This window comes from Amycolatopsis sp. NBC_00438 (assembly GCF_036026695.1).
Taxonomy (GTDB): Bacteria; Actinomycetota; Actinomycetes; order Mycobacteriales; family Pseudonocardiaceae; genus Amycolatopsis.
The window spans coordinates 3821361-3839590 of record NZ_CP107923.1 but is presented as its reverse complement, the minus strand read 5'-3'; the positions used below and the strand labels follow the sequence as shown (position 1 = coordinate 3839590).

The window sequence follows — 18230 nt, the reverse complement described above, 5'->3', positions numbered from 1 at the left end:
GATCACCGTGGATCAGCTCCGGGTGCCGTCACCGCTGGTCGAGCTGCGCGAACCCGGCCTCGGCGCGCGCGTCTACCTCAAGCGCGACGACCTGATCCACCCCGAGCTGCCCGGCAACAAGTGGCGCAAACTCAAGCACAACCTCCGCGACGCGGCCGGCGCGAAGAGGCTGCTGACCTTCGGCGGCGCCTACTCCAACCACCTGCTCGCCACGGCCGCCGCCGGGCACCACTTCGGCTTCGAGACGGTCGGCGTCGTGCGGGGTGAGGAGCACCGGCCGCTCAACGACGTCCTGAGCGCGGCCGTCGCCCACGGCATGGAGCTGACCTACCTCGACCGCACGGCGTACCGCGCGAAGGCCGACGCCCTTCCGGCCCTGCGCCGCGACTGGGGCGAGTTCTTCCTGATCCCGGAAGGCGGCGCGAACCCGGCGGGCGTGCGCGGCTGCGCGGAGCTGGTCGCCGAGATCGACGTCCCGTTCGACGTCATCGCCTGCTCCTGCGGCACCGGCGCGACGCTGGCCGGGATCGCCGCCGCCCTCGCGCCCGGGCAGCGCGCCCTCGGCTTCCCGGCGCTGAAAGGCGGCTTCCTCGACGCCGACGTCGCGCGCCTGCAGACCGCGACCTACGGCGGCCGGCGCGGCGACTGGTCGGTCGACCCGGACTTCGCGTTCGGCGGGTTCGCCCGCCGCACCCCGGAACTCGACGCGTTCATCGACGGTTTCGAGGCCCGGCACGGCCTCCGGCTCAACTGGGTCTACGAAGCCAAGATGATGTACGGCCTCCTGGCGCGCGTCCGCCGGGGCGAATTCCCGGCCGGGACGACGATCGTGGCCGTCGTCGCGGGGTAGCTCAGCGGCGCACCCGGGTCGACTCGCGGACGACCAGCTCCGGGGTGAACACCACGGCCTGACGTTCCGGCTTCGGGTCCGCTGTCTCCGCCAGCAGCAGCTCCGCCGCGGTGCGCCCGAGGCGTTGCGCCGGCTGGCGGACCGACGTCAGCGGGACCGCCGCCGCGCCCGCGAACTCGATGTCGTCGTACCCGACGATCGCCATCTCCTCCGGGACGCGCACACCCGCGCCCACCATCGCCTGCAGCACACCCAGCGCGAGCAGGTCGTTGGCACAGAACACCGCCGTCGGCCGGGGACTCATGCCGAGCAGCCGGGAACCCGCGTCACGGCCCGAAGCGACGTCCAAGCCGAGCCCCTCCAGCACCGTCAGCTCCGCCGCCGAGCTCCCCAGCACCGACCGGACGCCCTGCTCGCGGTCGCGGCACTGGGCGAGGATGGCCGGGCCGTTGACGAACGCGATCCGCTCGTGGCCGGTCTCCAGCAGGTGCCGGGCGCCGAGCGCGCCGCCGGCGATGTCGTCCACCGCCACCGAACTCGCCTCGGACGTCGGGGCCTTGCGGTCGACGAAGACGTACGGCGTGCCACTGCGCCGGAACGCGTGCAGCGCCTCACTCGACGCCCCGACCGGGCTCAGCAGCACCCCGCGCACGCGCTGCTCGGCGAACATCGCCAGGTACGACGCTTCGAGGTCGGAGCGCTGCCCGCTGTTGCAGGTGATGATGTTGAGGCCCTCGGCGTGCGCGGCCTGCTCGGCGCCGCGGGCGACGTCGACGAAGAACGGGTTCCCGAGGTCCAGCACCAGCAGCCCGAGGATCCGGCTGCTGCCGGCGCGCAGCTGCCGCGCGGACTCGTCACGGACGTACCCGAGCTCTTCGATGACCGAGAGCACCCGGTTGCGGGTGGCGGTCGCGACCACGTGCGGCCGGTTGACCACATTGGACACCGTGCCGATCGAGACGCCGGCCTGCTTGGCGACGTCCTTGATGCCGACCACCGCACCCCCTCTGGAGAAAAGCCGATCCTAGCATGCGGATGAAACGTTTCACTGAAGGCTGTTTCCCACCATAAGTCGCATGATCGCGGTACTAGGATTCGACGCGGCGTTCCTGCCACTGGGAGGAGTCCGGGTGCGGATCTTCACGATCGTCCTGTCACTGGTGCTGATGACGGCTGTGTCCGGGGGCATCGCCTCGGCCGATCCCGTCCTCGAACACGACACCGACGATCCGGTACTGGCCGCGCCCGCGGTGACCCGGCCGGACACCCCGCACTGCACCGTCACGCTCGCCGACGCCTTCCGCTCCAACGCCGCCGACGGCACCTCGCAGTTCTACCAAGGCACGCTCACGCCGCCGAAGTCCTGCGCCGGACCGTGGGCGAAGGTCGTCATGGACCAGACCGTCACGGTCAGCGGCCGGCAGTACGACCGGATCGGCGACCTGAAGATCGGCGACGCCGAGGTCTGGTGGGGGACCACCGAAGAGCCCAGCGGCGAGGGCAACCGCCCGATCACCTACCACTTCGACAAGGACCTCACGCCGTATGCCGCGCTGCTGCGCACACCGCAGCCCTTCCGCGGCGGCATCGAGAACTTCACCTCCGACATCTACACCGGCGTCTACGCCCAGACCGTGACGCTCACCTACTACCGCGCCGACCGGAAACACCCGGCGCCCGACGTCGCCGACCACGTCACGGGGATGGGTCACGCCGACGCGACCCCCGCGGCGCCGACCGTCCACTTCACCGCGAAGGACCTGCCGCGCAACATCACCCGCGCCCAGCTCGAGGTGACGCTCGAAGGCCACGCCTGCGACGAGCAGTGGTTCGACGACGTCCCGGACGAGGTCTCGGCGAAGTACCCGGCGGCGGGGATGTGCGGCCACGGGCCCTACCGCGAGGCGAACTTCGCGATCGACGGGACGGCCGCCGGGTCGGCGTTCACCTTCCCGCACATCTACTCCGGCGGGATCGTGCCGCAGCTGTGGCGCCCGATCGTGGCGATCGACACGTTCAGTCTCCATGCCGAGACCTACGACGTCACGCCGTTCGTCGGCAAGCTCGTCGACGGTGGTGCGCACGACCTGTCGTTCACCGTGCCCGACATCGGCGGCGAGTGGACCGTCGTGCCCACCCTGCTGCTCTACACCGACGACCACGCCGCGCGGACGTCCGGCGCGCTCACCCAGGACGACGTCGCGGCGGCACCGGTCCGGCAGACGACGGTGAAGGACATCTCCGGCGGCGTCAACGCGACGGTCACGGCGAAGCGCCACGACGTCACCGCGGGCTACGTCGACACCTCGGCGGGGCGCGTCTACACCCGCGTCGAGCGCACCCGCGACTACCGCAACAGCGACGACGTCACCGGCGGCGGCTTCACCCAGCACGTCGTGCAGGCCGACTCGGGCCAGCAGACCTCGACGTCCACTGTGGACGGCCGGGTCCGGTCGGCGGACCGGCACACCTGGTCCTACCCGCTGACCACCGACGCCACCGCGAACATCACCGACGACCAGAACCTGCGGATCTCCGGCGCCGCCGAGATGACCAAGATCCTCGGCGACCTCACCGGCGACGGCCGGAACTGGCGCCCGGTGCGCGTGTCGCGGGAATGGCTGTCCGCGTCCGGCGTGCTGGCCCGCACCAACGGCGTCAACACCGAAGCCGACGGGAGGTCCCAGACCCTCTACACCGGCCCTGACGATCTGGGCCGGCCCTACCTCCACTACATCGCGAGTGAACACGGGCGGATCACCCAGAACCGGGAGCTGCCGCCGCGGAGGTGAGGCTCAGGCCGGTTTGCGGCCCCACGCGGTGATCATCGGTGCGAGCATGAGGTCCAGGTCACCGCGCGCGAGGTTCGCGAGGTGTGTCCCGATCTCCTCGGGCGTCGCCAGGTCCGCGGCCAGGAGCCGGTCGCGCACGTGCCGGACCGTGGCCGCTTCCAGGACCGCGCACGCGGGGGAGGCGATGGGGAAGTAGGCCTCGGCGCCGACGTCGGTCAGGGCCGACTCGCGCAGCAACCGGGGCAGCGTGCGGCCGTAGGCGAGGTCCGCCCCGCCCTCGGCCATCAGCGTCCGGATCCGGGTGCGCAGCCGGTTCGCCAGCGCTTCGGCGGGGCCGCGTTCGTCCGGGCAGGCGAGGGGCTGCAGGGCCGGGTCGCCGTCCTCGATCACGAGCCAGCCGCCCGGCCGCAGCGCGTCGACCATGACCCGCATCGCGGCCGCGCGGTCCTTCAGGTGGACCAGGACCAGCCGGGCGTGGACCAGGTCGAACGTCTCCGGCGGCGGCGGGTCGCGGAGCACGTCGTGCCGGCGCACCTCGAGCACGCCGCCGGCCGCGGGCCCGGCCCACGACACGTCGATGTCCGTGGCCAGCACCCGGCCGCCGGCCCCGACGCGCCCGGCCAGGCCGCGCGGCACCGAAACGCCGCCGGCACCGACCTCCCAGCACCGCCATCCTTCGCCGAGCCCCAGGTCGTCGAGGTGACGGAAGGTCCACGGGTCGAACAGCTCGGCGAGCGCCGCGAACCGTTCGCCGGCCTCCGGACGCTCGTTGTCGAGCAGGTAGCGGTTCATCACACCAGCATGGCCCGGCCGGCACCGTGCGGGTACCCGCGTCGTGGAGATACGTCGTGGAGATACGTCGTGGAGATACGCAGTCCATTTCGGACACATGCGGCCCGGCCCGGCCCGGCCCGGCCCGGCCCGGCGCGGCTCGGTCACGTGAACCCCGTCTCGTGCCCGCTCACCCGATCGGGCTAGTGGGGTACTGTCGGAGACATGGGGAGTCTCCGCTCACGGGTCCTGGGCTGGGTCGGCCGACGCTATGTGGCGTGGCAGTCGAGAAAAGGCTTCGACCTCGAGAAGATGTCGTCCTTCCTGCCGGATTCGGCGCTGCGGCCGCTCAAGCGCGTGGGGCTGGACCCGGTCGCGGAGATGGGCGCGCTCCGGGCCGAGGTGCCGATCAGCAAGCTCGACCTGCCGTTCGGGATGAACGCCTGGCTGGTCACGGGCTACGACGAGGCGAAGGCCGTGCTCGGCAAGGTCACGGAGTTCTCCAGCGACTTCACCAACCTGGTGGGCAGCGCCGGGGTGACCGAGGACCAGAACCCGGGCGGCCTCGGCTTCGCGGACCCGCCGGTGCACACCCGGCTGCGCAAGCTGCTCACGCCCGAGTTCACCATGCGCCGGCTCAACCGCCTGACCCCGCGCATCGACGAGATCGTCGCCGAGCAGCTCGACGCGATGGCCGCCACCGACGGCCCGGTCGACCTGTGGCAGGCGTTCGCGCTGCCGATCCCGTCGCTGACCATCTGCGAGCTGCTCGGCGTGCCCTACGCGGACCGCGAGGACTTCCAGCGGCTGAGCACCGCGCGCTTCGACCTCTTCGGCGGCGCGAGCGCGTCGCTCGGCGCGATGACGGAGTCGCTGACCTACCTGCTCGACATCGTGAAGAAGCAGCGCGAAGAGCCCGGCGACGGCCTGCTGGGCATGCTGATCAAGGAACACGGCGACGAGATCTCCGACCGCGAGCTGGCCGGGCTCGCCGACGGCGTGCTCACCGGCGGCCTGGAGACCACGGCCAGCATGCTCGCCCTCGGCGCGCTGGTGCTGCTGCGCGACGAGAAGGCGTTCGACGCCGTCCGCGGCGACGACGAGTCCGTGCACCGCTTCGTCGAAGAGCTCCTGCGGTACCTGACCGTCGTCCAGATGGCGTTCCCGCGGTTCGCCAAGCAGGACATGGAGATCGGCGGCGTCCACATCGCCGAGGGCGACATCGTGCTGGTGTCGCTGTCGGTCGCGGACCGCGACCCCAAGCTGGGCCCGGACATGGACACCTTCGACGCCACCCGCGAGCCGACGTCCCACCTCGCGTTCAGCTACGGCATCCACCGCTGCATCGGCGCCGAGCTGGCCCGGATGGAGCTGCGCACGGCGTATCCCGCGCTGGTGCGCCGGTTCCCGGACCTGCGCCTGGCCGTGCCGGCCGAAGAGCTCTCGTTCCGCAAGGTGTCCATTGTGTACGGTCTGGACGAACTGCCGGTCCTGGTCGACTGAGGGTCAGTGCGGCAGGGCCCGCCACGGCCGCCGCTTCGCGCGGTCGCGGTGCGCTTCGATGACCCGCGCGACTTCGGCGGCGGTGTTCGTCGTCGCGAGGTCGTCCAGGTAGCCGACGCCGGCGGCCAGCATCGCCAGGTCAACGGTGAAGTACACGCCCATCAGCGGGTTCACGAACAGCTCCTGGCCCGCGGTGCGGCTGGTGAACTGCACGTTCCCGAACTCGCCCCGCAGCGCGGCGGCGACCTGGCCGTGCACGATACTCGGCCGCTCCGGGGTCGTGCGCTGCGCGTGCGCGACGGCGTCCAGGTAGGCCTCGGCTTCCGGGGACGCGGCCGGGATCGACAGCGCGCCCAGGTAACCGCCCTCGCGGTCGAGAGCGGCGAGGTTCTCCAGCACGTGGGCGTGGCAGACGCCGTGGAACGCGTCGATGCCGAAGCCGAGGCTGACGACCAGCCGGTCGACCCCTTCGAGCGCGGCCACCGAGGCGAGGCTCGTCATGTCCTCTTCGGGCGTCCCGAGCCCGGCTTCGTCCCCGCGCAGCAGGATGTCGGTGCCGCCGTCGACGAGCACGACGGCGTCGACGCCGAGGTGGGCCACGAGGTCCCGGTAGGCGTCGCGCACCGGCTGGACGCCGACGCGCGGGAACGCGTGGACCACGGCCGGGAGGCCGCGCGATGCGAGCCACCGGGCCAAGGTCCGTTCCGGGAAGTAGGCGTCGTCACCCGCGCTGCCGGGCCGCACCCGCGCGACGTCGGGGGAGAGCCAGTCGTCCAGGCCGAGCCGGTTCAGGTCGCTGAAGGCGAGGTTGGCCAGGTGCACCTCTTTGCCCTGCGCGCGCAGGGCGGTCGCGAGCGGGAGCCCGGCGTAGACGTCGAAACCGCCACCGGCGCCGGCGATCAGCACCCGCTTCGCCGGCCGGAGGCGAGTGAACAGCGGCGGTTCGGCGAGGGTGTACACGCCTTCCAGCGTACGGAGGCGCCACCAGGCCTTTGCGGATCGCCGCTGTTCAGGCCCGGTTGCCCGCCGCGGACGGGCGCCGGGCACGTCCGGGTTGTACCCGGACGGGATGGCGATCAAGCCGGCGAGGCAGCTGCCGTGGTCGAGGTGGCGCCGGACCTTCCAGCCGGCAGGGCCGCCGGCTCGCGGCTGACCGTGACCGGCTCGGACCTTGCTCCCGCAGTGGAGGTGCGTCACCCTCCTTCGGCCGAGCACAAGATCGGGTGAGCGGGTGCGGCACTGCGCGGCCGGCGCCGGGCCCGGTCAGTTCACCCCGCGCGGCCGGAACTGCACGCTGATCCGCGGCCCGACCGGCTTGGCCGTCTTCGGGATCGAGTGCTCCCACGTGCGCTGGCAGCTGCCGCCCATCACGAGCAGGTCGCCGTGGCCCAGCGGGCGGGCCAGGGTCTTGCCGCCGCCTCCGCGCGGGCGCAGGGCGAGGTTGCGGGCCGCGCCGACCGAAAGGATCGCGATCATCGTGTCCTCGCGGGCGCCCCGGCCGATCCGGTCGCCGTGCCACGCCACGCTGTCGCGGCCGTCACGGTAGTAGCACAGGCCGGCGGTGCGGAACGGCTCGCGCAGCTCCCGCAGGTAGTGCTTGCTCAGCACGTCCCGCGCCGCGGTGAGTGCGGGGTGGGGGAGCGGCACGTTCTCGCGGTAGTAGCTCAGCAGCCGCGGCACCGCGACGACCCGGTCGTACATCTTGCGCTTCTCGGCCTGCCACGGCACGCCTTCGACGAGCGCGGCGAAGAGCTCGTCGGCACCCTCGAGCCAGCCGGGGTGGATGTCCACCCACGCGCCCGCTCCGAGGTCGGTCCGCTCCGGGGCGAGCGGACGCAGCGAAATCGAGCCCTGGGTGCCGAACAGGGAAGACTGGAGACCCGCGTTCATGGCCTCCAGCCTACACCAAGATCGAACACGTGTTCTACTTGACGACGTCGTAGACCAGCTTCTGGACCCCGTTGCCGTAGGCCTCGCTGCTGATCAGCTTGAGGTTCTGCTTGTCCTTGTCGGTGTCGCTGAACAGCCGCTTGCCCGCGCCGAGCAGGACCGGGAAGAGCAGCAGGTGGTAGCGGTCGATCAGGCCGGCGTCGGCCATCGCGCGGTTCAGCGCGGCGCTGCCGTTGACGATGATCGGGCCGCCCTCGGTCTCCTTGAGCGCGGCGACGTCGTCCAGCGAGCGGAGGATGGTGGTCTCGCCCCAGTTCGTCACCAGGTCGGATTCCTTCAGCGTGGTCGACACGACGTACTTCGGCATCGCGTTGTAGCCGGCGAACTCGACGGTCATGCCCGGCCACACCGGCGCGAACGCCTCGTAGCTGACCCGGCCCAGCATCAGCGCCGTGGCCTCTTCCTGCTCGGTGCCCTTGATCGTGTAGGCGGCCGGGTCGAACTCGACGTCCTTGAAGGTCCAGCCCGAGTTGCGGTAGCCCGGCTCGCCGCCGGGTCCTTCGACGACGCCGTCGAGCGAGACGAACGAGGTGGAGATCAGGGTGCGCATGCGGTGCTCCTCGGTTGGTCAAGCGTGCTTTCACCAGTGTGTCGAACGGGGGTCGCCGGTTTCGACACGGCTCACCCGGAAAACTTCCGACGCACCGGTCCGGGCGGAAGTGGGTCTTGTCCGCGGGGCACCCGGCTCGTACAGTCTTCCCCAGCCGGACAAAGGTCTGAACCTGTGTCCCGTTACCGCCGCCTCTGGTCACACAGGAGGTTGGACGGTGCGCAGACTTCGCGGTGCGGGAGTGTTCGTGACGGTCGCGGCGGGGCTGGCGATCCTCGCCCCGACGGCGGAAGCCCAGGTCGGAGGCGGTACGTGGACCTCGGACTCGCCGGGCTACAAGGTGCAGAACGTCGGCTGCGGCTCGACGTCCGGGCTCACCTTCAAGCTCACCTGCTCCAGCGGCAGCGGTGAGCAGCGCGCGGAACGCCGCTACGACACCTACACGGGCGGCACCCACCAGTTCGAGGGTTCGTTCAAGATCAGCAGCATGACCGGCTCCCGGATCAGTCTCAAGCAGACCTTCCGGGACGGCTCGGACGCCGGGCCGTACTTCCTGCTGGCGGTCGAGAAGGGCGGCCGGATGTACGCGGTGGAAGGCGGGGCGACACTGGGCAGCGGCGCGACCGTCGGCACGTCGGTGCGGGTCAACACGATCAACCAGGTCGGCAGCTCGCACAAGGTGTACCTGAACGGCTCGCTGAAGCAGACGATCTCGAGCCCGAGCGGCAGTTATTACGACAAGTTCGGCAGCTACCGGACATCCAGCGGCGCCGGCCCGATCACGGTGACGTGGAGCGGCGTCAAGTTCTGGCACAAGTAGGCGAGATAGGTCTGAACTGCTGTTTGTGGCTGTTGATCTGGTCAGGCCGTCTCGGGATCTTCAAGCCGTGCCGCCCTCGTGTGGCGTGGCTTGAAGATCCCGTCGGCGGCCTCCCGCGCCCCGGGGATGACTCGACGGGCCGGACGTGGCTCACCGGGTGTCCGGGGTGTCGCAGCGGTGCCCGGAACGAGTCACCTGGTGGCCCGCGACGCGCTGGAGCAGCTGACCCGGCTGCTGCTGCACGCGGTCAGCCGCGGACGCGCTGACGCAGGAAGAGTGCGGCCCGGTCGAGTGCTTCGTCGGCCTCGTCGAGCGTGCCGGTGAACGACTGGAACACGTGCGGGACCTTCGCGGTGATGTCGAGGACGACGTCGACCTCCGCGTCGGACGCGCGCAGGGCGAGCCGGCGTGCGTCGTCGAGGAGCATTTCGTTCGTGCCGACCTGGACCAGCAGGGGCGGCAGGCCGGTCAGGTCGGCGGTCACCGCCGGGCTGAGCAGCGGGTGGCGGCGGTCCTGGCCGGCGACGTAGAAGCCGCTCATGCGGTCGAGGCTCGCGCGGTCGAGCAGGGGATCGGCGGCGGCCTTGGTCACGATGCTTTCGCCGGTCCGGGTCGCGTCCACACCCGGTGAGAACGCGACGATCGCCGCGGGCATGGGAAGTCCGGCGTCGCGCGCCGCGAGTGCGCCGGTGATCGTCAGCCCGCCGCCGGCGGAGTCGCCGGCGAAGGCGATCGACTCGGGTGCGCGGCCCTGCTCGAGGAGCTGCCGGTAGGCCGCGACCACGTCCTGGACGTCCGCCGGGAAGGGGTGCTCCGGCGCCAGCCGGTAGTCCAGGGAGAGGGCGGGGATCCCGGTTCTGACCACCAGGCCGGCGGTGAGGCCGAGTGCCGTGCGGGGAGAGCCGACCACGTGCGACCCGCCGTGCAGGTAGAGCAGGGTCCCGTAGCCGGGTCCGGCCTCCGGGCCGACGTGCAGCGCGGGGCGTCCGCCCAGCGATGTCTCACGTACGTCGATGCTTTCCGGCACCGGCATCGGGGCCATCAGCTTCGCGAAGTTTTCGCGGCTCTCGGCAACGGACTGCTCTGCCCCGACGCCGGCGCCGCGCAGTAGCGCGTCCAGGCGTTCACGCTGAACTGCGGACATCGTCCTGCCTTCCCTCGAGGAGTTCCTGCCACTACAGTATATGCCATGGCAGATAGTGCAACGGCAGGTTCTCTGGCGCTCGACACGCTGTTCACGGACCTCGTCCGGGTGGAGACGCGGCTTTACAACGCGGTCACCGACCGCGTGAAGGCGGAGACCGGCGTCGCGGGAGGCTACTTCGAGCTGCTGCGTCATGTTCGCGATCACCCGGACGCGCGCGTCGCGGATCTCGCCTCCGCTTTCGCGATCGGCGTCGGAACGACCAGCAAGATCGTCGACCGCCTGGAGAAGCAGGGCTGGCTGGAGCGTCGCCCGAATCCGGCCAACCGCCGCTCGTCCTTGCTCATGCTGACCCCCGCGGGCGAAACGGTCGTGTCCCGGGCAGAGCCCGCCTGGCGGGCAGCGATCCAGGAGATCCTCGGCGGGGCTGTCACCGCTGATGAGCTGACGGCGCTTTCAGCGGCTCTCCACGCCCTGCGCGCGAACCTGGAACGACGTCAACTGGGGCTCCCGACAGGATGAGGTGGATCCCCGGCTGACATCCTCGACGCGGTGAACCGGCTGCTGGCCGAGTGGGGCAGCCACGAGAAGCTGACCATGCGCGCCGTGGCGAAAGAGGTCGGGGTCGCGGCGCCGAGCAGCTACCGGCACTTCGCGGACAAGACCGAGCTGGTGTGGGCCGCGCCGGCCGACAAGTACGAGCAGCTCGCGCACGCGATGCGCGTCGCCGATGCCGCCGTGGCCGCCGGTGATCCACGCGGCAAACTGCTGGCAACCCGCACTCGAGCCCGGCCGTGCCGGGCGGCATCCGGCGCGGGCCGTCTCGGGGCTGCTGCGCGCGGCGGTCTTGGCAGCGACCTTCGCCGAGCGTCAACACCCTGATGACATTGCGTTCGACGGACACGTCGTCCGGGCCGATACCGGGCAGGTCGAGCGCGACAAGAATTCGTCACCGCGGCGAAACGCTTCGCTTCCATCGTCATCGTGCGGGGTGCCGTGCGCCCAGCGCCCGTTCGCAGGCATTCCCGATCGCTGAAGAAGAGTGTCCGATCCGAACCGATTTCGCGTTGGTTTGCCCGGCGGGCAGGCTTTCCTGTGTGCCACACCCGGTGTGCGGCGACGGGGTATGCCTGTCCGATGCGGTCCACGGTCGCATAGGCGTTCACCGCTCGCGTACGTCCGGCAGGACGAATTTCCGGGGCCTTGTCGACCCGGCGGAACAGATGCCGACGGCGTAGGGTGCGGGACCACCAGGTCGGTGCCGGGGAGGCCGGAAATGACGCCTGAGGACGATCCGGTCTCACGGGACGAGGGAGTCAGAACGGACAGCTGGTGGCGTGCCCAGCTGTCGAATCTCTACGGCATTTTCGCGATTTCGATGATGATGTTCGACGGCCGTGAGGCGGCGGACATCATGCGGCTCGCCGCGACCTCGGTGCCGTCGCTGAGCGGCTGCACGACCGATGCGGCGTACCTCGTCGACGAGGGCGGCGCGGTCACCCCGCAGGACGGTGCGGAGGAAGCGCATCCCGACCTCGGCGCGGAAGTCGGCAAGCTCGACGGGCAGAGCGGGCGGATCGAGCTGGCCGACGGCCACTGGCGCTGGTGCTACGCGCTGCGCGGCCTGCGCGGCCTGACGGGCAACCTCGTGGTCCGGGCCGAGCGACCTCCCTCACGTGACGAATTCTTCCTGCTCAGCTCGCTCTGCCAGCAGACCGCCGCGGCGCTGACCAACTCCGCATCGTTCATGCGGGAGCGGCGGCTGGCGGTGGTGCAGCGGGAGCTCAACGACCAGCTGTCCACGTCGGTGGAGCGGCTCAAGCAGCAAACGCTGGTGCATGACGTGCTGTCGACCATCTCGGCTTCCGGGGCCGGCGAGCCGGGCATCGCGCACGCGCTGCACCAGCTGACCGCGCTGCCGGTGGCGATCGAGGACCGGTTCGGCAACCTGCGCTCGTGGGGCGGCCCCGGCCGGCCGGACCCGTACCCGAAGGTCGGCGTGCGCCGGCGCGACGAGCTGCTCCGGCACCTCTCGACCCTGCCCGAAGCAGTCCGCGTGAAGGACCGGCTCATCTCGCTGGTGCGGCCGCGGCACGAGGTGCTCGGCGTGCTCGCCCTGATCGACCCCGCGCGGACCGCCGGCGCGTACGAGGTGTTCGCTCTCGAGTACGGCTCGACCGTGCTGGCGCTGGAACTCTCGCACCAGCGCAGCCTGGCCGAGGCCGAGCTGCGGCTGCGCCGCGACCTCGTGGACGACCTCATCACCGGAACCGACGACGGGAGCGTGTACGCCCGTGCCGAGGCGATCGGGCACGATCTGCGCCGCCCGCACCACGTGGTCGTGCTGCGGTGGTCCGGCGAGTTCGCCGAGGACGTGGTCGTCGAGGCCACGGGACGCGCCGTGACGACGCTCGGGCTCGCCTCGCTCGTGTCGCGCCACTCGGGCGCGGTCGTGCTGCTGGTCGCCGGGCAGCTCGACGGTGCGGCGCTGTACGCCTCGCTCTCGGAAAGTCTCGGTGCCGAGGGGGCGATCGGCATCGGCGGCCGCTGCGACACCCCGGGGCGGTTGCCCAAGTCCTACGCGGAAGCGGTGCGTGCGCTCGAGATCCGGCGCAGCTCGCAGATCTCGAGCGGGTTCACCAGGTTCGAGCAACTGGGGATCTACCGCATCCTCGACACCGGGCAGAACCACGGCGAGGTCGTCGAGTTCGTCCGCGAGTGGCTCGGGAAACTGCTCGACCACGACACCCGGCGCAACGCCGAGCTGGTCGCCACGCTCGCGCAGTACCTCGAGTGCGGCGGCAGCTACGACGACACGGCCGCCGCGCTCATGATCCACCGGAGCACGCTGCGCTACCGGCTCGGCCGGATCCGGGAGATCACGGAGCTCGACCTCAACGATGTGGACAGCAGGCTGAACCTGCACCTCGCCACCCGGATGTGGCAGGTGCTGCGGGGATCGCAGTGACCGGAGGTGGACGATGGAGGAGAAGGATCGGACCGATCGCGAGGTGACACTCGGCGGAGCCGCGCTGGTGCCGGGTGACCACCTCTGCGTCTTCCACCGGGGGAGAGCCGAGCGGGACCGCCTCCTGATCCCGTTCCTCACCGAGGGGCTGCGGGCGGGGGACGCCGTGCTCTACCTGGCGGCCGAGGGTGAGCGGGAGATCTTCCGCGAACGGCTGGGCCAGGTGGGCGACCTAGTGCTGACCGAGCCGGACAGCGGCCACCTCCGGGACGGCGAGTTCGCGCCGGACGAGCTCTTCGCGATGCTGGACGGCTGGTCGCGGCGCAAGCTCGTCACCGGTGATCACACTTTCGGGCGCATCGTCGGCGACATGAGCTGGGCCGCGCCCCGGCTGAGTTCCGCGCTGATCGACGTGCTCCTCGCCGAAGAGATCGCGGTCACCGCGTGGGGGGAGGACTTCCCGCAGGTGATTCTGTGCCTCTACGACCTGGATCTGTTCGGCGGTGACGTGATCATCCCGATGATCAAGTCGCATCCGAAGTTCTGGATGGCGGGGACGCTCGTCGAAAACCCCTACTACCTCTCAGCGACGGAAGACGGCCACCACCCCGACTTCGCACGGAGGATCCCGTCATGACCGGTTCCCGGAAGTTCGGCACACCCGGCGTCGTCATCGAGCCGGGGCAGCACATCTGCGCGATGTACGTGGGCGAGGAGGATCGGGACCGCATCCTCCTGCCCTTCCTGAGCGAAGGCTTGCTCGCCGGCGAAAAGTGCTTGTTCGGCGTGCACGAGGACGAGGTCGCCGGTTTTGTCGACCGGATCGGCGAGGGCGTCGACGACGTCGAGGCGCGCGTCGACTCGGCGCAACTGGACATCCGGGCCGCGGGGGACACGCTGCTGTCGCCGGACGACTTCACCGTGGACCGGATCATCGCGTTCTGGGACGAGGCCGTGTCCGCCGCGATGGCCGCGGGCTACCCGTTCGTCCGGCTCGGAGCGGAGGCGCGCTGGTGGCACCCGCAGCTGCCCGGGCTGACCGAGCTGACCGAGCTGTTCCGGTACGAGGCCGCGTTGAACGACTTCACCAGCCGCTACCCGCAGGCGATCCTGTGCATGTACGACATTTCGCGGTACCGCGAGAACATCGTGCTCGACCTGCTCAAGACGCACCCGCAGGTGCTGATGTGCGGCGTGCTGCTGGAGAACCCGTACTACTCGCCCCCGGCGACCCTCGTGTAGCCCTCGCACCGCGGTCACCTCGGGTGACGCCGGCGACGCGTCGTCATTGTGGTCATGCTGATGTGCTCCGGCCTGGAGGTGCGGAACTCGGGGAAGGTCGCGGATCGGCGCACCTTCCTGGAGTTCGGCGTGCCGTCCGGCGGCCGAGCGGCGCGCGGGCGGCGCCACTCGGCCGTCCGCGATGCTCCGGTCAGGCCTGCTGGACGGCTTCGATGTCCATTTCGATCGTGATCTTGTCGGAGACGACCGCGGCCGGGATGGTGGGGCCGACCTCGAAGTCGGCGCGGCGGATCTCGGTCTTGGCGGACACGCCGAGCACCTTGCTGCCCGACGGGTGGTCGCCGAAGCCGCCGATCTCGGCCTTCAGCGTCACAGGCTTGGTCACGCCGTGCAGGGTGAGGTCTCCGTCGATGAAGAACTCGCCGTCGTCCTCGCGGACGTCGGTGGAGGTGAAGGTGAGCGTCGGGTGGTTCTCGGCGTCGAGGAAGTCGGTGCTGCGGATGTGCCCGTCGCGCTGTTCGTTGTTGGTGTTGACGCCGGTGGCCTGGATGGTGGCGGTGACGGAGGACTTGTGGACGGTGTCGCCGGTGACGATGGTGCCTTCGACGGTGTCGAAGCGGCCGCGCACCTTCGAGACGCCGAGGTGGCGCACGGTGAAGGTGACGTTGGAGTGGACCGGGTCGATGGTCCAGGTGCCGGTGGCGTAGCCGGGGATCTCGGTGGTGGTCATGGGGTGCTCCTGCGTTCGTGGGCGGTCGTGACTCGACGCGCCGGGATTTGCCCGAGGCCGGCCGGCAGGTAGTTCAGGTCCAGGGCATCGAATTCCTTTGGTACATCCCGAATCAGGCGGAGCCTGGGCATCGGGGCGACGACGTCACGGAAGACCACGACAGCCTGGCCGCCTCGACCCGCCACGCCGAGGCTTTCATTCAGAGCTGGGTGCCCTTTCCGTGATGAGCACCCGGCGTCAGTTCTCCGGAACCGGCAGAATCGAGACCGTCGCGGTGGCCCCTCGGGGTACGACACACAGTGGCAAGGACGGCCCGGTCCGCGCGTGCACCCGGCAGGTCGAAATTCGTGGGAACGCTCGGCCCGGCAGAGCAGGATCGGCGTAGAGGGTTTGCTCAAGCGGCGCGGGCCTGCATGACACCCGCGGCGGTGGGCGAAGCCCATCAAATCCACAAAGGTCGGACAGCTGGTGGCGTGGCCAGCTGTCGATTTTGCGCGGGGCGGTTCGTCGTCTCGACGACGATGTTCGACGGCCGTGGGTCCGCAGGCATCGTCATGGAGCACGAGCACAAACGCGGCCGGGGCCGCGCCGCAGCCGCCCTGCCCGACTCCGATCACCCTGGCGAATCGGCCAACGATCAAGCCATCGCGGGCCTTGCACCAGTGCGTCGAGTCATGCGGACGGTCGGAACGGTTTCGGGATCGCTTATCGATGGCCGCGGCTCGGTGCGCAGATCCGGGTAGTCGATCTGCCCGGGCGCGTCCGCGTCATCAGCAGCCGTCGCAGCACGGCGTCCCCGGACCGGCACCGGCGCCGCCATCCTGCTCCAAGAAACTCGCCAAATAAGACACGCTCCAGGACCTTGTCAACGATTTCACAGGCGATCTCGTCGCCAGGAGTGGTGCTGTCGAGTTGCCCTGCGGGGCCGGATCGAGGGCGCGGATCCGACCCCGCCGGTGGTTCACCGCTCGACGGGAGGCCGCGCGAGCCGGTATCCCGCGGCGAGCAGCGGCGCGAGCACGACGAAGACGGGGATGAGCTGGTTGAGCCTGACCCCGGCGACGACGGGCAGGCGGTCCGCGAATTCGGGGTCGACCAAGGCGGTGCCGGGGAACAGGATCGCGGGGACCTGCGTCGCCGAGTAGAACCCGGCGAACAACGTCGCCCACCGCACCGCCGCTCGGGACCGGGCTCCCGGGCCCCACAGCTGCCACAGGCTCACCGCGGCGAGTTCGAAGCCGAGGGTGATCGTCTGTCCGTTGTGGAACTTGGCGTGCGGTGACCACGTCGGGTTGAACACGTGGGTTTCGTTCCAGTCGGCCGCTATCGCGCCCGCGGGTCCGGCGATGGCCACGGTGGAGATGAGCACCTTGCCGATCAGATGTCGGGCGGGGCCGCGAAATCGGGACACGAGACCGGTCCTTCCGCTGTGTCGGCGGTCGGTCACGATGCCGCCCCGCGGGTGCCGGTGAACGCGATCGCCATCATCGCGGCCTTCGCGGTGCCGGTCATCGTGTCGCCGTCGATCGTGGCTGTGCAGGTGATCTTCAGTTTGAAAGGGGTGGTGATCTTGGCGGTGAACGTGAGGTCGTCGCCGGTGCGCAGGAGGTTTTCGACCGGGACGCCGTCGAGGGTCCCCGTTGGGGTGTCGAACACGAGCGTGGACCGCTTTTCCCCGCCCGGTGTCCGGAACCGCAGTGTCCAGGTGGAGCTCGCGGCGAAGGGGGTGCGGCGGCGGTATTCGGCGGCGGCGGCGATCGACTCGCGGTGTTCGGCGGCGGGGTCGGGGATGTCGGCGGGGTCGAAGTCCTTGGTGGCGAAGAATCTTTCCATGGCCTGGTTGGCGCCGACGGCGTACTCGCCGGCGCGGGGGAGCATGACCGTTTCGTAGCGCACGATGGCGTCGTCGACCGTGGGTTCTTCGGCCACGGCGCGGGCGAGTTCCGCGCCGTCGAGCATCGCGAGGTTCACGCCGAACCCGCCCCACGGCGCCATGACGTGGGCGGCGTCGCCCAGCAGGGTCACCCCGGGCCAATGCTCCCATGTCAGGGGTGCGGGCAGCACGTGGATCGGCCGGTTGACGAAGCCGCCGTCGCCGTCGGTGATGAACGGCGTCAGGTCGTCGGACCAGCCGGCGAACTCCGTGCGCAGGAACCGCTGCGTGGCGGCCCGGTCCTCGAGGTCCAGCCCGGCCTGGTCGCACCAGTCCGGGTCGGTGCGCATGGCGACGTAGCCGCGGACGTGCCCGTTGCTGTTGCGCTGGCCGATGAGGGCCCGCCCGGCGTTGTCGGTGGCGAACATGTGGCCGGTGCCGACGAGCTTCGCGACGCGGGGATGCCGGCGGTCGACGTCGTCGAAGCGGGCGTCGAGGAACGAGATGCCGCTGTAGTGCGGGGTGGCGTCGGTCAGCAGGGGGCGCACGCGTGACCACGCCCCGTCGGCGCCGATGAGGAGGTCGGCCTCGGTGACGGTGCCGTTGGTGAACTCGAGGCGGTGCGTGCCATCGGGGAGCGGGGTCGCGGTGTGCAGCTTGTGGCCCCAGCGCACGGTTCCGGCCGTGAGGTGGTCGGCGAGCAGGGCCCGCAGCTGTCCGCGGTCGATCTCGTTCGCGGCCTCGTCCTGTTCTTCCGGGACGAAGGCGGACAGCACCGTGCCGTGCTGGTCGAGGCTGGTCTTCGCCTGGCCTTCGGGGCGGGCGAGGGCGCGGAACCGCGCAAGGAGGCCGGCGTCTTCGAGAGCGATCTGGCCCGAGTCGGCCTTCAGGTCGAGCGTGCCGCCGGCGTCGCGGGCGTGAACGCCGGCGTCCGTGTCGTAGACGGCGACCTGGAGGCCGTGTCGCTGCAGGACGCGGGCGCACAGCAGGCCGCCGGGGCCGGCTCCGACGATGGCGATGCGTGGGGTGGTGGTCAT

At 70.6% G+C, this 18230-nt stretch carries 19 protein-coding genes; 10 read left to right on the top strand and 9 right to left on the bottom strand.

Translation table 11 applies throughout. From position 1 onward, the window contains the following. Window positions 1-7 precede the first annotated feature (7 nt). Window positions 8-850, top strand: coding sequence for a 1-aminocyclopropane-1-carboxylate deaminase/D-cysteine desulfhydrase (locus OG494_RS17055; protein ID WP_328456805.1), 843 nt, complete (start codon window positions 8-10; stop codon window positions 848-850). Between the two features lies 1 nt (window position 851). Here OG494_RS17055 and OG494_RS17050 read toward each other — a convergent pair whose 3' ends face one another. Continuing rightward, window positions 852-1847: a LacI family DNA-binding transcriptional regulator gene (locus tag OG494_RS17050; RefSeq protein WP_328456803.1), complete on the bottom strand. Its 996-nt coding sequence runs from the start codon at window positions 1845-1847 to the stop codon at window positions 852-854. Between the two features lie 133 nt (window positions 1848-1980). Here OG494_RS17050 and OG494_RS17045 point away from each other — a divergent pair, with 133 nt between their 5' ends. Next, window positions 1981-3642, top strand: a complete 1662-nt coding sequence (locus OG494_RS17045; RefSeq protein WP_328458957.1) for a peptide-N4-asparagine amidase — start codon at window positions 1981-1983, stop codon at window positions 3640-3642. Between the two features lie 3 nt (window positions 3643-3645). Here the strand turns inward: OG494_RS17045 and OG494_RS17040 are convergent, their stop codons facing one another. Continuing rightward, window positions 3646-4434 (bottom strand): class I SAM-dependent methyltransferase, encoded by a 789-nt coding sequence (locus OG494_RS17040; RefSeq protein WP_328456801.1) that lies wholly within the window; start codon window positions 4432-4434, stop codon window positions 3646-3648. Window positions 4435-4638: 204 nt separating this feature from the next. On the opposite strand from OG494_RS17040, the gene OG494_RS17035 reads away from it, so the two are divergent. Beyond that, window positions 4639-5916 carry a cytochrome P450 gene (locus tag OG494_RS17035; protein ID WP_328456799.1) on the top strand — a complete coding sequence of 426 codons (1278 nt, stop codon included), beginning with the start codon at window positions 4639-4641 and terminating at the stop codon, window positions 5914-5916. A gap of 3 nt (window positions 5917-5919) precedes the next feature. Here the strand turns inward: OG494_RS17035 and OG494_RS17030 are convergent, their stop codons facing one another. The 3 genes from OG494_RS17030 to OG494_RS17020 all read right to left on the bottom strand — a co-directional run bounded on the left by OG494_RS17030 (window position 5920) and on the right by OG494_RS17020 (window position 8416). Then, window positions 5920-6876 carry a DUF1152 domain-containing protein gene (locus OG494_RS17030; RefSeq protein WP_328456797.1) on the bottom strand — a complete coding sequence of 319 codons (957 nt, stop codon included), beginning with the start codon at window positions 6874-6876 and terminating at the stop codon, window positions 5920-5922. A 303-nt stretch (window positions 6877-7179) separates the two neighbouring features. Then, a complete protein-coding gene (locus OG494_RS17025; protein ID WP_328456794.1) occupies window positions 7180-7806 on the bottom strand; it encodes an alpha-ketoglutarate-dependent dioxygenase AlkB in 627 nt (208 codons plus the stop codon). Between the two features lie 34 nt (window positions 7807-7840). After that, on the bottom strand, window positions 7841-8416 hold the full coding sequence (locus OG494_RS17020) for a dihydrofolate reductase family protein (RefSeq protein WP_328456792.1): 576 nt from the start codon (window positions 8414-8416) through the stop codon (window positions 7841-7843). A gap of 217 nt (window positions 8417-8633) precedes the next feature. Between OG494_RS17020 and OG494_RS17015 the strand changes: the two genes are divergently transcribed. Further along, window positions 8634-9236: a hypothetical protein gene (locus OG494_RS17015; RefSeq protein ID WP_442874423.1), complete on the top strand. Its 603-nt coding sequence runs from the start codon at window positions 8634-8636 to the stop codon at window positions 9234-9236. Window positions 9237-9483: 247 nt separating this feature from the next. Here the strand turns inward: OG494_RS17015 and OG494_RS17010 are convergent, their stop codons facing one another. Then, a complete protein-coding gene (locus tag OG494_RS17010) occupies window positions 9484-10380 on the bottom strand; it encodes an alpha/beta hydrolase (RefSeq protein WP_328456790.1) in 897 nt (298 codons plus the stop codon). A gap of 45 nt (window positions 10381-10425) precedes the next feature. Here OG494_RS17010 and OG494_RS17005 point away from each other — a divergent pair, with 45 nt between their 5' ends. From OG494_RS17005 to OG494_RS16985, 5 genes are all read left to right on the top strand, one after another. Further along, window positions 10426-10902 (top strand): MarR family winged helix-turn-helix transcriptional regulator, encoded by a 477-nt coding sequence (locus tag OG494_RS17005; RefSeq protein ID WP_328456788.1) that lies wholly within the window; start codon window positions 10426-10428, stop codon window positions 10900-10902. 30 nt (window positions 10903-10932) lie between these two features. After that, window positions 10933-11262, top strand: coding sequence for a helix-turn-helix domain-containing protein (locus OG494_RS17000; RefSeq protein WP_328456786.1), 330 nt, complete (start codon window positions 10933-10935; stop codon window positions 11260-11262). Between the two features lie 394 nt (window positions 11263-11656). Further along, the gene (locus OG494_RS16995) at window positions 11657-13348 is read left to right on the top strand and encodes a PucR family transcriptional regulator (RefSeq protein ID WP_328456784.1); all 1692 of its coding nucleotides are present in this window, start codon (window positions 11657-11659) and stop codon (window positions 13346-13348) included. A gap of 13 nt (window positions 13349-13361) precedes the next feature. Beyond that, window positions 13362-13985, top strand: a complete 624-nt coding sequence (locus OG494_RS16990) for an MEDS domain-containing protein (protein ID WP_328456782.1) — start codon at window positions 13362-13364, stop codon at window positions 13983-13985. Then, window positions 13982-14590, top strand: a complete 609-nt coding sequence (locus OG494_RS16985) for an MEDS domain-containing protein (protein WP_328456780.1) — start codon at window positions 13982-13984, stop codon at window positions 14588-14590. The genes OG494_RS16990 and OG494_RS16985 overlap by 4 nt, the downstream gene beginning before the upstream one ends. A gap of 190 nt (window positions 14591-14780) precedes the next feature. Here OG494_RS16985 and OG494_RS16980 read toward each other — a convergent pair whose 3' ends face one another. Next, window positions 14781-15320 (bottom strand): YceI family protein, encoded by a 540-nt coding sequence (locus OG494_RS16980; protein ID WP_328456778.1) that lies wholly within the window; start codon window positions 15318-15320, stop codon window positions 14781-14783. 17 nt (window positions 15321-15337) lie between these two features. Between OG494_RS16980 and OG494_RS16975 the strand changes: the two genes are divergently transcribed. After that, the gene (locus OG494_RS16975; protein ID WP_328456776.1) at window positions 15338-15544 is read left to right on the top strand and encodes a hypothetical protein; all 207 of its coding nucleotides are present in this window, start codon (window positions 15338-15340) and stop codon (window positions 15542-15544) included. Window positions 15545-16281: 737 nt separating this feature from the next. On the opposite strand, the gene OG494_RS16970 is transcribed toward OG494_RS16975, so the two are convergent. Continuing rightward, the gene (locus tag OG494_RS16970; RefSeq protein WP_328456774.1) at window positions 16282-16731 is read right to left on the bottom strand and encodes a DUF6640 family protein; all 450 of its coding nucleotides are present in this window, start codon (window positions 16729-16731) and stop codon (window positions 16282-16284) included. 32 nt (window positions 16732-16763) lie between these two features. Further along, entirely contained in the window at window positions 16764-18230 is a 1467-nt protein-coding gene (locus OG494_RS16965) for an FAD-dependent oxidoreductase (protein ID WP_328456772.1), read from the bottom strand.

Bases quoted from the DNA above. Each gene is read 5' to 3' on its own strand.
- OG494_RS17040 (WP_328456801.1), bottom strand. From the start codon at position 4,434: ATGAACCGCTACCTGCTCGACAACGAGCGTCCGGAGGCCGGCGAACGG.
- OG494_RS17035 (WP_328456799.1), top strand. From the start codon at position 4,639: ATGGGGAGTCTCCGCTCACGGGTCCTGGGCTGGGTCGGCCGACGCTAT.
- OG494_RS17025 (WP_328456794.1), bottom strand. From the start codon at position 7,806: ATGAACGCGGGTCTCCAGTCTTCCCTGTTCGGCACCCAGGGCTCGATT.
- OG494_RS17020 (WP_328456792.1), bottom strand. From the start codon at position 8,416: ATGCGCACCCTGATCTCCACCTCGTTCGTCTCGCTCGACGGCGTCGTC.
- OG494_RS17010 (WP_328456790.1), bottom strand. From the start codon at position 10,380: ATGTCCGCAGTTCAGCGTGAACGCCTGGACGCGCTACTGCGCGGCGCC.
- OG494_RS17005 (WP_328456788.1), top strand. From the start codon at position 10,426: ATGGCAGATAGTGCAACGGCAGGTTCTCTGGCGCTCGACACGCTGTTC.
- OG494_RS16995 (WP_328456784.1), top strand. From the start codon at position 11,657: ATGACGCCTGAGGACGATCCGGTCTCACGGGACGAGGGAGTCAGAACG.
- OG494_RS16990 (WP_328456782.1), top strand. From the start codon at position 13,362: ATGGAGGAGAAGGATCGGACCGATCGCGAGGTGACACTCGGCGGAGCC.
- OG494_RS16985 (WP_328456780.1), top strand. From the start codon at position 13,982: ATGACCGGTTCCCGGAAGTTCGGCACACCCGGCGTCGTCATCGAGCCG.
- OG494_RS16980 (WP_328456778.1), bottom strand. From the start codon at position 15,320: ATGACCACCACCGAGATCCCCGGCTACGCCACCGGCACCTGGACCATC.
- OG494_RS16965 (WP_328456772.1), bottom strand. From the start codon at position 18,230: ATGACCACCACCCCACGCATCGCCATCGTCGGAGCCGGCCCCGGCGGC.